We start from the raw sequence: 12,982 nt of genomic DNA, 5'->3' as shown, positions 1-12,982 counted from the left end.
GTGAGCGGGCCCGACCTCGCCGCGCTGCGGCATACCGTGACCTCGGGGAGCACCGCGGGCCTGGACTGGCGCCGCGCCCAGCTGGGCGCGCTGCGCCGGCTGCTCGTCGAGCACGAGGCCGAGCTGGTCGAGGCCGTCGCCGCGGACGTCGGCAAGCCGCGGCTGGAGGCCCGGCTGACCGAGACCTACGTCAGCGTCGAGGAGATCGACCACCTGCTGGCCCACCTGGAGGAGTGGACCGCGCCCCGGCCGGTGTCGCTGCCCCTGACCCTGCGACCTGCCCGGGCCCACGTGCAGCTGCAGCCCAAGGGCGTCGTGCTGGTCGTCGCGCCGTGGAACTACCCGCTCAACCTGCTGGCCTCCCCGGTCGCGGGGGCCCTGGCGGCCGGCAACACCGTGGTGCTCAAGCCCAGCGAGCACACGCCCCGCCTCGCCGCCCTGGTCGAGCGCCTGGTGCCGCTGTACCTGCCCTCCGACGTCGCCCAGGTCGTCACCGGCGGCGTCGAGGAGACGACCGCCCTGCTGGAGCAGCGGTTCGACCACATCTTCTTCACCGGCTCGGGCCGGGTGGGGCGCATCGTCATGCGCGCCGCGGCCGAGCACCTCACGCCGGTGACCCTCGAGCTGGGCGGCAAGTCGCCGACGTTCGTCGACGACACCGTGGACCTGGGCGCGGCCGCCCGGCGGATCGTGTGGGGCAAGTTCACCAACGCCGGGCAGACCTGCGTGGCCCCCGACCACGTCCTGGTCACCCGCACGGCCCGGGACCGCCTGCTGGCCGAGCTGGTGGCGGCGGTGCACGAGTTCTTCGGCGACGACCCCCGCAGGAGCCCGGACCTGGGGCGGATCGTCGACGCACGGCAGCACGCCCGGCTCGTCGAGCTGCTCGAGGGCGCCGGCGGCACCGTGGTCGTCGGCGGCCAGCACGACGCCGACGAGCGCTACCTCGCCCCGACGGTGCTGGCCGACGTCGACCCGGACGCACCGATCATGCAGGAGGAGATCTTCGGCCCGGTCCTGCCGGTCATCACCGTGGCGGACCACCAGCAGGCCATCGAGCAGATCGCCTCGCGCGACCATCCGCTGGCGCTCTACGTCTTCTCCGAGCGCGAGGAGGTCAGGGAGGCGTTCACCCGCCGCACCACCTCGGGCGGCATGGCGTTCGGTGCCACCGTGGTGCACGTCGGCGCGGCCCAGCTGCCGTTCGGGGGCGTGGGGGCCTCGGGCATGGGCAGCTACCACGGGCGGGCGTCGGTCGAGGAGCTCAGCCACCACCGGTCGGTGCTGGACAAGCCGTTGGGCCCGGACACCCTGCGGGTGCTCTACCCGCCCTTCGACGGGCTCAAGGGCCGGCTCGTCGCCGCCGCGACCGCCCCCGGCCGGGCCGCGCGACCGGCCGCCGTGGTCCGGGAGGGTATGCAGAAGCTGCGCGGCCTGGTCCGGCGCGGCTGACGTGCCGACGGGCGGCACCCGGTCTGGGTGCCGCCCGCCGGCGATCTGAGGTCTCGGCGACGTGCCTCCTCAGGCGGCGTCCTCGTCCCCCTCGTCCCCCTCGTCCGCCGTCGGCAGGTCTCCCTGCGGGTGCGGCTTGCCGGACTTGCCGGCGCTGCGCTTGCCGTTGACCTCCGAGGTGTCCTGGGCCAGCGACAGCGTGGCGTGGGCGATGGCGTCGCCCATGATGTCCAGGGCCTCGGGGTTGACGTTCGACAGGTCGTCCGCCGGTGTGTGGTAGTTCGGGTCGTAGGTGATGCCGGCGGTGCCGCCGAACATCTCGACCTCCTCCTCCGTCTTGGTGCCGTCGGCCCCGGTGAACAGGCCGGAGGCCGGGATCCCGGCCGCGATGAAGGGCTGGTAGTCGGAGCGCCCGGAGAACATCGTGTCCACCCATGGCTGCCCGATGGAGTCGAAGTAGTCGGTGAAGACGTCCTCGGTCTCGATGGACCCGTCGGGGACCTCGACGGGTGCCGCGTAGGTGGACTCGTCGGCGTCGTAGACCCCGATGATGTAGTTCGGCGAGCCCACCATGTCGAAGTTGAGGTAGGTGGCGATGTCGGCCAGCTCGTCGTCGGACTGGTCGGCGACCCAGGCGTCCGACCCCTGGAGGCCGTCCTCCTCGCCGCCCCACCAGGCGAAGCGCACCGTGTTGTTGAGCTTGTTGACCGTGGCCAGCTGCACCGCGGTCTCCAGGATCGCCGCCGACCCGGTGGCGTTGTCGTTGATGCCGGCGCCCTCCTGGGCACCGTCGAGGTGGGCCCCGAGCATGACGACGTTGTCGTCCCGGCCCTGGGAGGTCTCGGCGAGCACGTTGAAGGTGCTGACCACCTCGTCGACCGTCTCCAGCTGCACGGTGGCCTCCACCGGACCCTCCGCCATCCGGGCGAGCACGGCCTGGCCGTCGGCCTGCGTCATGCCTCCCGCGGGCACGTAGCCGGGGTCGGGCTCGCCCAGGGTGCCGTTGACCATGCCTGGAACGTTGTTGTAGACGAGGACCGCCTCGGCCCCGACGGCGGCGGCGACCAGCGACTTGGCCGCGAACGCGCAGCTGCCCCGCGAGACGATGGCGATCTGGCCGGTGAGGTCGGCTCCCTCACCGTAGGCGGCCGCGTCGCAGCCCTCCGGGTCGACGGCCGGTGCCGCCAGGGTGCCGGTGACCCCGCCGTCGGGCGTGGCCGGGCTGTAGGACATCACCCGCACGCCCAGGGACTCGCCCTCGACGGTCAGCGACTCGGCCACGGTCCGGGTGCGTGGGTAGCTGAAGGGGTGCCGCTCGGTCTCGTACCCGGCCTCCTGCAGGACCTGCTCCACGTACTCGGCGCTGGCTTCGTAGCCCTCCGTGCCCGCTGCCCGGTTCCCGCCGTTGTCGTCCGCGATCCGCTGGAACTCCTCCAGGTGCGCCCAGACGTTGTCGACGTCGACCGCCTGGGTGATCTTCTTGCTGGTGTTCGGGTTGCCGTTGCTCTCGCCGCCCGGGCCCTTGGCCAGGGCCGGCCCTCCCATGCCGGCGAGGGCGACGGCGGCCGTCGCCGTGACGGCCAGCGTGCGTCGGGTGGTCCTGCGGCCGGGCCGCGCGGCCCGGTCGTCGATCTCCCTGGTGCTCACGTCGTACGTCTCCTTTGACGGGGGAAGGCCCGCGGAACGACCGCGGGTCCTGTCGCAAGGTAGGCACCCGCGGCCCCCGGTTCCAGGGTCTTGACCAACTCCTGACCGAGTCCTGAACGAGGCCTTACCCGGTCACGACCGTTCCTTGACCCGACCCCGGACGGGCCCGATCCCGACGGTCCCGGCGAGGGTCCTTGGTCGACCCGCCTCCCTCGGCTACCGTGATCGCCGACCACCCGCCCGTCACACACGTCCCCCCAGTCCCAGCAGCACCGCATACCGCCCCCTGGAGCCCGTCCGCGTGATCACCCTGGAGAACGTCAGCCTGCGCTACGCCAAGGGCGACCCCTGGGCGCTGCGCGATGTCGACCTCGACGTGACGCGCGGCGAGTTCTGCTTCGTGGTGGGGCAGTCGGGCTCGGGCAAGAGCTCGCTGCTGCGGCTGGTCATCGTGGAGCAGGCACCCACCTCCGGGCGGGTGCTCGTGGCGGGGCACGACCTCGGCGAGCTGCCGCAGCGTCGCGTGCACCTGCTGCGGCGGCAGATCGGCACGGTCTTCCAGGACTTCCGGCTGCTGTCCGGCAAGACGGTCGCGCAGAACGTGGCCTACGTGCTGCAGGTGCTCGGTGCCCGGCGGCACGAGATCCGCCAGCGGGTGCCCGAGACCCTCGCGCTCGTCGGCCTGCAGGACAAGGGTCGCCGGCTGCCGCACGAGCTCTCCGGCGGCGAGCAGCAGCGCGTGGCGATCGCCCGGGCCATGGTCAACAAGCCGCCGATCCTGCTCGCCGACGAGCCCACCGGGAACCTCGACCCGGACACCAGCAGCGAGATCGTGGCCATCCTCGACCGGATCAACCGGGCGGGTACGACCGTGCTCATGGCCACGCACGACACCTCGATCGTGGACCAGTTCCGCAAGCGGGTCGTCCAGCTCCACGAGGGCCGGGTGGTCCGCGACCAGGCCGAGGGCGGCTACCGGCAGGTGGTGGCGCCGTGAGACCGGGGTTCCTGCTCGGCGAGATCGGCAACGGCCTGCGCCGCAACGTCTCCATGGTCGTCTCCGTGGTCCTGGTGACGATGGTCTCCCTCTTCTTCCTCGGCATCGGCCTGCTCGCCCAGCAGCAGGTCAGCACGGCCAAGGGCTTCTGGTACGACAAGGTCGAGGTCTCGATCTTCCTCTGCACCCCGGGAGCCACCGAGGTGGCCTCGTGCAGCGAGGGCGGGGTGACCGAGGAGCAGCGCGAGCAGGTCAGGGCGGACCTGGAGGGCCTGAGCCCGCTGGTCACCGAGGTCTTCTACGAGTCCAACGAGGAGGCCTACGAGCGCTTCCGCGAGCAGTTCCGCAACAGTCCGGTCATCGACTCCATCCCCCAGGAGGCGATCCCGGAGTCCTTCCGCGTCAACCTCTCCGACCCCAGCCGGTACGAGGTGATCCGGGCCGCCTTCGAGAACGCCCCGGGGGTGGAGAGCGTGGAGGACCAGCGCGAGGTCGTGGACAAGCTGTTCACCTTCCTGGGGGTCCTCAGCGTCGGGGCGCTGGCGCTGGCCGTGGCGATGGTCGTGTGCGCCGTCCTGCTCATCTCGACGACGATCAGGCTCACCGCCTGGACCCGGCGGCGGGAGACCGCGATCAAGCGGATGGTCGGGGCCTCGGCCTTCTCCATCCACCTGCCCTTCATCCTGGAGACCGTCGTGGCGACCCTGCTCGGTGCCGCGCTCGCCATCGGCCTCCTGTGGGCCACGGTGCGCTACGGCGTCACCGGGTTCCTGTCCGAGCTGCTCGCGGGGGAGAGCGGCCTGATCAGCCTGGTCGGCGAGCGCGACCTGTGGCTGATCACCCCGTTCCTGGTCGGTGGGGCACTCCTGCTGGCCGTGGTCACCGCGTGGTTGGCCCTGCACCGGCACGTGCGGGTCTGAGCCCGTGGACAGCACGAGGAGAAGCACGATGAGCGGTTCGGTCCACCAGTCCCCGGTCCGGGGACGCCGTCGGTATGCAGCCACCCGGGTCCGCGGGGTCCTCGCCCTGGCGCTGGCCAGCGTGATGGTCGCCGGCCCCGCCCTCGCCGACGACCTCGACGAGATCCGTGACCGGATCGAGCGGGTCGAGGCGGAGGAGGAGCGCAAGCGCCAGGCGGAGGAGCGCTCCCGCACGCAGGTCGCCGAGCTCGACGAGGAGCTGGACCACACGAGCGAGGAGCTCGTGGCCGCCAGCGAACGGCTCGACCGGACCACCGAGCAGGTGGAGGCGGCCCGCGTGGCGCTGGCCGAGGCCGAGGCCGACCTGGCCGACGCGGAGGCGGAGGCCGGGCGCATCGAGACCGAGCTGGGGCTGGCCCGGGTGGACGAGGAGCAGATCCGGGAGCGCCTCGACGCCAACGAGGCGGAGCAGGCGCAGAGCCGGGAGACGGTGGGGGCGATCGCCCGGGAGAGCTACAAGCAGGGTGGTATGGGGTCGCTCGCCTCCACGCTCGAGCTCCTCTCCGGGGAGTCGGACGCGGTCGACGAGATGTCGATGGCCCGCACCGTGCTCCGGGTGCAGGACCAGCAGATCCGGGCGCTGGCCGACCAGGAGGCCCAGCACGTGGTCGAGCAGGACCGGCTCGCCGGGGTGCGCGACGACATCGCCTACCTGCTCGCCCGGGCCGAGGCCGTGGTCGTCGCCAAGGAGGAGGCTCGCGCCGAGGCCGACGCCGTGCGGGCCGAGCTGGAAGAGCTCGAGGCACGACAGGCCCGGGAGAAGGCCGCCCTGGAGGAGGAGAAGGCCCGCGTGGCCGCCGAGCTGACGGAGGAGCAGCGGCGCTCCGACGACCTGGCCGCCGAGCTGGCCGACCTGGCCGAGACCCGGCACGGGCTCAAGGCCGACGAGCAGGCCGAGGTGGAGCGGATCGCCGAGGCCGAGCGCAAGGCCGCCGAGGAGGCGGCCCGCCGCAAGGCCGAGGCCGAGGCCGCACGGAAGGCCGAGGAGGAGGCGCTGCGCAAGGCTGCCGAGGAGGAGGCCCGGCGGAAGGCGGCGGAGGAAGCGGCGGCCCAGCAGGCGGCCGACGAGCGGGCCCGCCAGCGGGCTGCCGAGCGCGAGGCCGAACGGCAGCGCCAGGCCGAGGCCGACGCGCAGCGCCGCGCCGACGAGCAGGCTGCCGCAGAGGCCCGGCGGCGGGCCGAGGCGGCGGCGCAGGAGGCCGCGGCCGCCGAGCGGGCCGCGCAGGAGGCCGCGGACCGCGAGGCCGCCCAGGAGCGGGAGCGGCAGGCGGCCGCGGAGGCGGAGGCGGAGCGCCGGGCGCAGGTCACCCAGGTCGCGGCGCAGTCGTCCTCGGGGTTCCTGTCCCAGCCGGTGGCGGGCGCGGTGACCAGCGAGTTCGGGATGCGGCTGCACCCGATCCTGGGCGTCACGCTCCTGCACTCGGGCATCGACTTCAGCGGCGGGTGCGGGGCCCCGATCAGCGCCGCCGCCGACGGGGTCGTGCACTCCACCCCCTACGACGACAGCCGCGGCAACTACGTGGTGATCGACCACGGCGTGCAGCGCGGGGTCAACCTGACCACGGCCTACCTGCACCTGCAGAGCTTCGCCGTGTCACCGGGACAGTCGGTGGGCCGCGGACAGGTCGTCGGCTACGAGGGCACGACCGGTTCGTCCACCGGCTGCCACCTGCACTTCGAGACCCGCGAGAACGGCACCCCGGTCAATCCGCGCACCTGGCTCTGACGAAGCGGTCGGCCGTCAGCCGTGCCGCTTCAGGTGCGCCGACATCGCCCGCTCCGCCTCGCGACGGTCCTGTCGCTCCCGCAGCGTCTGCCGCTTGTCGTAGAGCTTCTTGCCCTTGGCGAGCGCGATCTCGACCTTGGCGCGCCCGTCCTTGAAGTACAGCGACAGCGGGACGATCGTGTACCCCGCCTGGTCCGCCTTGGCGACGAGCTTGTCGATCTCGTCGCGGTGCAGCAGCAGCTTGCGGCGCCGGCGGGCCGAGTGGTTGGTCCACGTGCCCTGCGTGTACTCCGGGATGTGCACACCCTCGAGGTAGAGCTCCCCGCCGTAGGAGGTGGCGTAGCCGTCCACGAGGGACGCACGCCCCTGCCGCAGCGACTTCACCTCGGTCCCGGTCAGCACGAGGCCGGCCTCGACGGTGTCCTCGATGAGGTACTCGTGCCGGGCCTTCTTGTTGTTCGCGACGACCTTGCGTCCGGTCTCCTTGGGCATGACCAGGCCAGTCTAGGTGAGCAGCAGGTATGCGGTCGCCCCGGTTCTCGCCGGCCGTCGCCGGGTCCGGTTGCCGCCGACCCCGGTGCGGGGCAGGGTGGGACGTACGAGACCGCATACCCCCGTGGAAAGGGAGCGAGATGAGCACCGCCCGCGAGATCATGACCGCCGACATGCACACCGTCACCGAGGAGCAGACCTTGGCCCACGCGGCCGCGGTGATGCGCGACCACGGGGTGGGGGCCCTGCCGGTCCTGTCAATGGAGGGCGCACTGTCCGGCATCGTCACCGACCGGGACATCGTCGTGCGCGGTGTCGCCGAGGGCGTCGACCTGACCACCACGCCGGTCGGATCGGTCGCCCAGGGGATCGTCTCCACCGTGGGCCCGGACGAGGAGGTGGACCGCATCGTGGACACGATGGGGGACCAGCAGATCAAGCGGCTGCCCGTCGTGGACGGCGGACACCTCGTCGGCATGATCAGCGAGTCCGACCTGGCGCGCCACGTGTCCGACGACAAGGTCGCCCACTTCGTCCAGATGGTCTACGGGCGCGGCTGACCCGCCACCGGCCGCCGGGGCGCACCCTCGGGGGAATCTCTGTGGACCCGGTGGCGTTGACCCACGTACGATGATGTTCCGCCCGTGACCCCCAGGGGTCGCGGACGGGCACCTTGACAACTGCACAGCGTGAAGGCACCCCATGGGGGTGATCGGTTTCGACGTCGTTCAGCGTCTCAGGGGAAGCGGGTCGAGGATGCAAGGTCATCTCGTCAACGCTCCTTGCGAAACCAATAGCTGCCAATTCCAAGCGCAGCGACTTCGCCCTCGCCGCCTGAGCGAGCCCGAAGTCTGTCAGCCTGAGCTAGTCCTCGTCTCAGTGTCTGGCATCAGCTAGAGGACTTGCTGCGTCGTCACGTCACGGGACGGCGCGGGACTCCTACGTGACTGGGCCTGTCAGGGAACGTGTGCGCGCGAGCCCTGGGGCCGAGAAAATCCACAGCGCACTGCGCCCGGAGAAGCCCTGGATTCCTGGCGACGGACGCGGGTTCGATTCCCGCCACCTCCACTCCCGTGCCTTCACGTCGTGCGGCTGTCGCACGTCAACCCCCAGAATTCCGCATGAGGGCGGGGATCTGGGGGTTTCGTGCGTCTGGACAGGGGTGGTCAGGAGTAGCCTCAGATGACCACCCAAACTGACACAGAACTGACACAGGGCTGACACACCCTCGCCGGATCTGGAGGCTGACGACGTGAGCACGAAGGACACCAGAGCCCGGTTGCCTCCCGGCATCATTCGGTTCCGGGGTCGCTACCGGGTCCGGATGGACCACGAGGGCAGGACCCACTCGCTGGGGGTCTTCGAGACCATCACCGACGCCAAGGCCGCCCTGCACATCGCGAAGGCGGACGTCGCACGAGGCAGGTTCGTGCCGCCGACGCAGCGCCGCGCCGAGCGGCAGGCTGCCGCTGCGCGGGCCGAGACCGAGGCGATGACGCTGGGGGAGTGGGCCGAGATCTGGCTGGCCTCCCTGGAGGACGACCCCCGACGCTCGCGCGCGACCGTGGTCTCCTACCGCTCGGTGCTCAGGAACCACGTGCTCCCCGAGCTCGGGGAGGTCAGGCTCGTGGACCTGACGAGCGAGCGTGTCGCCGAGCACCTCGCCGCCCTGGCCCGCCGCCCCTCCCGACGACACCCTGGTGCCCGCGTCAACGGCGTGGCGCCCAACACCGTGATCGTGCTGAGGTCCATGCTCAACGCCGCCGTGAAGGCGCAGGCCGGGGGACTGGAGCGCTTCGCCTTCCCGGCCGCGCCCAAGCACCGGCGCGTGCGCCCCGAGGACGAGCACGGCGACGTCGCGTCGCCGGAGCAGGTGAGGGCCTTCACCGAGGCGATGCCGCCGCACCTGCAGATCGCCATCCCCCTCGCCGCCTGGTGCGCCCTGCGCATCGGCGAGCTGCTGGGACTGCAGCGTCGAGACCTGGAGCAGCTGGACGACCCCCGGCGGGCGGTGCTCCACGTCCGTCGGCAGTGGAACGTCAAGGCCAACGCGCTGACACCGCCGAAGGCAGACAGCGTCCGGACGGTCGCGCTCCCCGAGGCGCTGCTGCCTGCCCTCCGGGGCCACCTCGACGCCTACACCCCTGCAGGACGCACCGCACCGGTCCTGGCAGGGCTGCGCGGCGCCCGGGTCTCCCAGACCGCCCTGGACAAGGCATGGAGAGTCGCTCGCGAGGCGACAGGCCGGCCAGGCTTTCGTTTCCACGACCTCCGGCACACCGGCCTGAGCAAGTACGCCGAGCAGGGCGCCACACTCGCCGAGCTGCTCCACCGCGGCGGCCACACCGACGTCTCCGTCGCCCTGCGGTACCAACACGCCACCGCCGAGCGTGACCGGGCGCTCACCGAGCGCCTCAGCCGGGACATCGCGCTCCCACCGCATGCCGCACCTCCCGACATGTGAGCCGTCGCTCGAAGGACCCAGCTCCCCGGTGCGCACCTGAGAGGTTCGATCAGCCCGGTCGACACCGCTCGACCCCGGCGTCGATCACACCTGCCGCCTGCCTTGCCACAGGAAGATCGAGGACACACCTGGTGCACTCGGTGGAGTTCGTGGACCCCGGGGGCTTGCTCGGTCCGCCTGTGGTGTGCGTGATGACGTTGCACAAGCTCGCCGCGGGGAGTGGGTACACGTACCTGACGAAGCAGGTCGCCGCGCACGACGCCACCGAGCGCCGGCAGGCCGGCCTGGCCGCCTACTACGAGGAGAAGGGCGAGGCGCCCGGGCGTTGGCTGGGCACCGGTCTGGCCGGGCTGGACCTCAAGGTCGGCGACGTGGTCACCGAGGAGCAGATGAAGCTGCTGTTCGGGCAGGGCCGCCATCCCCGCTCTAACGAGCCCGAGGCGGCCGCGAAGGGGTGGGGCGGGTTGGGTCGGGCGTTCCCGACCTTCGACGCCACGTCTCTGCGGCAGGTCACGGCCCGCGCGTTCAGCGAGCACAACACCAGCCGCGGGCTGGCGTGGAACGCGCCGATTCCAGCGGAGGAGCGGGCAGCGATCCGCACCCAGGTCGCCCAGAGGGCGTTCGAGCAACGGCATGGCCGCGCCCCCGTGGACGAGGCCGAGCTGACCCGGTTCATCGCGCGGGCGTCGCGGCCGGCGCAGGTGCCGGTGGCGGGGTTCGACCTGACGTTCTCGCCGGTGAAGTCGGTCTCGGCCCTGTGGGCCCTCGCCTCCCCGGAGATCGCCGAGCAGGTGGAGGCCGCGCACCACGGTGCGGTGCGCGCGACGCTGGCGATGCTGGAGCGCGAGGTGGCGTTCACCCGTGTCGGCAAGGGCGGCATCCGCCAGGTGCCGGTGACCGGGTTGGTGGCGGCCGCGTTCGACCACCGCGACTCGCGCACCGGGGACCCGGACCTGCACACCCACGTCGTCGTCTCCAACAAGGTCCAGTCCCTGCCGGAGGAGGGGGGACGCTGGCTGACCCTGGACGGGCGGATGCTGTTCAAGGCCAAGGTCATGGCGTCTGAGCACTACAACACCCACCTCGAAGCCGGCCTCGTCGACCGGCTCGGTGTTACCTTCTCCGACCGCCCAGGGCAGGAGGGCAAACGTCCGGTCCGCGAGATCGACGGCGTCGACCCCGGGTTGCTGTCCGCGTGGTCGTCGCGGCGGCAAGCGATCGAGGCCCGGCAGCGCGAGCTCGCCGCCACCTTCCGGGCCGACCACGGTCGCACGCCCACGACTGTCGAGTCGCTGGCGCTGGCGCAGCAGGCCAACCTGGAGACGCGACCGGGCAAGCACGAACCGCGCTCCGAGGCCGAGCAACGGCAGACCTGGCGGGAGCAGGCTACGGTTGTGCTCGCCCGCAATGATCAGAGCCCCGACGACGTGGTGGCCGCGGCGGTCGGAGCCAGGTGGGGACGCGACCAGGGACCCAGTAAGGGAGGCGACCGGGGACGTGGTCAAGACGCGTGTATCGTCGCAGGTCAGGAGGTGGGGACGCGGCAGCAGGGACGTTTCCGGGGACGTCTCCAGGGACGTGGTGGGGACGTGCGTCCCCAGGTGGTGGCGGCCAGGGTGCTGAAGGTGCTGGAGGGGTCGCGGGCGACGTGGCAGGTGTGGCACGTACGCGCCGAGACCCTCCGCCAGCTGCGCACCGCCCAAGTCCCCCTGGACAAGCTCGAGGAACACGCACGCGAGGTCGAGCGGTGGGTCTTGCAGGGCTTCTCGGTGCCGGTCGGGGTGCCGCCGGAGCTGGGCGAGCCGCGGGTGCTGCGCCGCCCGGATGGGCAGTCCGCCCACACGGTGCACGGCAGCCAGACCTACACCTCGAAGGCGATCCTGGCTGCCGAGGAAGAGCTCCTCGCCCTGGGACTGCGCCGCGACGGCCGCCAGGCAGACCCGCTCATCGTGGACGAAGTGCTGGCCGACCAGTCTGCGGACGGTCCGAGCCTGGATCGGTCGCAGACGGCGATGATCCGCAACCTGACCACGAGCGGGTGCCGGGTCCAGGTCGCCCTCGCCCCGGCCGGCGCCGGCAAGACCGCCGCCCTACGCGTACTCGCCCGGGCCTGGGAAGCCTCCGGCGGCACCGTTCTCGGACTGGCACCGACCGCGGTCGCCGCCGAAGAGCTCGGCAAGGCCACCGGCATCCACGCCGACACCCTCGCCAAGTACCTCCACCACACTCCCGCGGGCAGCGCCTCACCGGAGACCGGGACGACGTCCGCCGTGGTTGGAGCGGTCGCCCCGGGAACGTTGGTGCTGATCGACGAGGCAGGCATGGCCGGTACCCGCGACCTGGCGGCCGTGGTCCGGCACGTGGTTGACGCCGGTGGGAGCGTGCGGCTGGTCGGGGACGACCAGCAGTTGGCCGCCGTCGCCGCCGGTGGGATCTTCCGGGACCTGGCCGAGCAAGGCCACGCGCACGGCACCACCGCCACCCTGACGGAGCTGCACCGGTTCACCGACCCCTCCGAAGGCGCCGCCACCCTCGCGATCCGCGACGGAGACCCCGCCGCCCTGGACCACTACCTCGACCACGGACGGATCCACACCGGCGACACCGGGGACGTGGTCGAGGCGGCGTACGCAGCCTGGAACGCCGACAAGGATGCGGGTCGGAGCAGTCTGCTGCTGGCCGCGACTCGTGACACTGTCCGAGAGCTCAATCAGCGTGCCCGGCAGGACCGTCTCGACGCCACCGTGAGCACCCCAGGACAAGAGGTTCCCCTCGCCGACGGCACCCGTGCCAGCGCCGGCGACACCATCCTGACCCGACGCAACGACCGAAATCTGCGCGACACGGACGGGTCCTGGGTCAAGAACGGGGACCGGTGGCACGTGCTCGCCGTCCGGCAAGACGGCGGCGTCTTGGTCGAGCGCCAGGCTGACCGGCGCAGGAGCAGGCTGGGCCGGCTCACTCTGCCGGTCGAGTACGTGGCCGAGCACGTCCAGCTGGGGTACGCCAGCACGATCCACGGCGCCCAGGGCGCCACCGTGGACACCACCCACACCGTCCTGAACGGGACCGAGACCCGCCAGGCGTTGTACGTCGCCCTCTCCCGCGGCCGGCAGACCAACCACCTCTACCTGGACACGCCCACCCCCTCGCTGGACGGTGTCGGCCCCGAGGTCCAGGACACCGTGGTGGAGCCGCGGCAGGTGCTCACCGACATCCTCGGC

9 protein-coding genes and 1 other RNA gene are annotated in these 12,982 nt (G+C 72.0%); 8 read left to right on the top strand and 2 right to left on the bottom strand.

The window, feature by feature from the left end:
- Positions 1-1,452, top strand: a complete 1,452-nt coding sequence (locus FJR00_RS05050) for an aldehyde dehydrogenase family protein (RefSeq protein WP_238330316.1) — start codon at positions 1-3, stop codon at positions 1,450-1,452.
- Between the two features lie 69 nt (positions 1,453-1,521).
- Here the strand turns inward: FJR00_RS05050 and FJR00_RS05045 are convergent, their stop codons facing one another.
- The gene (locus FJR00_RS05045) at positions 1,522-3,099 is read right to left on the bottom strand and encodes a M28 family peptidase (protein WP_337678382.1); all 1,578 of its coding nucleotides are present in this window, start codon (positions 3,097-3,099) and stop codon (positions 1,522-1,524) included.
- 301 nt (positions 3,100-3,400) lie between these two features.
- Here FJR00_RS05045 and ftsE point away from each other — a divergent pair, with 301 nt between their 5' ends.
- From ftsE to FJR00_RS05030, 3 genes are read left to right on the top strand one after another with little or no spacing between them, the layout of a single operon-like run.
- Positions 3,401-4,096 carry a cell division ATP-binding protein FtsE gene (ftsE, locus tag FJR00_RS05040; protein ID WP_075957073.1) on the top strand — a complete coding sequence of 232 codons (696 nt, stop codon included), beginning with the start codon at positions 3,401-3,403 and terminating at the stop codon, positions 4,094-4,096.
- On the top strand, positions 4,093-5,016 hold the full coding sequence (ftsX, locus tag FJR00_RS05035) for a permease-like cell division protein FtsX (RefSeq protein WP_141337752.1): 924 nt from the start codon (positions 4,093-4,095) through the stop codon (positions 5,014-5,016). Before ftsE ends, ftsX begins: the two co-directional genes overlap by 4 nt.
- A 28-nt stretch (positions 5,017-5,044) precedes the next feature.
- Positions 5,045-6,802: a peptidoglycan DD-metalloendopeptidase family protein gene (locus FJR00_RS05030; RefSeq protein WP_141337751.1), complete on the top strand. Its 1,758-nt coding sequence runs from the start codon at positions 5,045-5,047 to the stop codon at positions 6,800-6,802.
- 15 nt (positions 6,803-6,817) lie between these two features.
- Here the strand turns inward: FJR00_RS05030 and smpB are convergent, their stop codons facing one another.
- The gene (smpB, locus tag FJR00_RS05025) at positions 6,818-7,294 is read right to left on the bottom strand and encodes an SsrA-binding protein SmpB (RefSeq protein ID WP_141337750.1); all 477 of its coding nucleotides are present in this window, start codon (positions 7,292-7,294) and stop codon (positions 6,818-6,820) included.
- A 140-nt stretch (positions 7,295-7,434) separates the two neighbouring features.
- Between smpB and FJR00_RS05020 the strand changes: the two genes are divergently transcribed.
- The 4 genes from FJR00_RS05020 to mobF all read left to right on the top strand — a co-directional run.
- Positions 7,435-7,854, top strand: a complete 420-nt coding sequence (locus tag FJR00_RS05020) for a CBS domain-containing protein (RefSeq protein ID WP_181409498.1) — start codon at positions 7,435-7,437, stop codon at positions 7,852-7,854.
- Positions 7,855-7,998: 144 nt separating this feature from the next.
- Positions 7,999-8,365: a transfer-messenger RNA gene (gene ssrA / locus FJR00_RS05015) on the top strand.
- Positions 8,366-8,546: 181 nt separating this feature from the next.
- Positions 8,547-9,758 carry a tyrosine-type recombinase/integrase gene (locus tag FJR00_RS05010; protein ID WP_141337748.1) on the top strand — a complete coding sequence of 404 codons (1,212 nt, stop codon included), beginning with the start codon at positions 8,547-8,549 and terminating at the stop codon, positions 9,756-9,758.
- A gap of 191 nt (positions 9,759-9,949) precedes the next feature.
- The coding region (gene mobF / locus FJR00_RS05005) for a MobF family relaxase (RefSeq protein WP_141337747.1) at positions 9,950-12,982 on the top strand (3,033 nt) is incomplete at its 3' end.

The sequence above is a fragment of the Ornithinimicrobium kibberense genome, assembly GCF_006519705.1.
Lineage (GTDB): Bacteria > Actinomycetota > Actinomycetes > Actinomycetales > Dermatophilaceae > Ornithinicoccus > Ornithinicoccus kibberensis.
Note: the sequence above shows the minus strand (reverse complement) of the source record. Positions and strands in the feature narration are given on the sequence as shown.

Coding starts and splice junctions, on each gene's coding strand:
- FJR00_RS05020 (WP_181409498.1), top strand. CDS start 7,435: ATGAGCACCGCCCGCGAGATCATGACCGCCGACATGCACACCGTCACC.
- FJR00_RS05030 (WP_141337751.1), top strand. CDS start 5,045: ATGAGCGGTTCGGTCCACCAGTCCCCGGTCCGGGGACGCCGTCGGTAT.
- smpB (WP_141337750.1), bottom strand. CDS start 7,294: ATGCCCAAGGAGACCGGACGCAAGGTCGTCGCGAACAACAAGAAGGCC.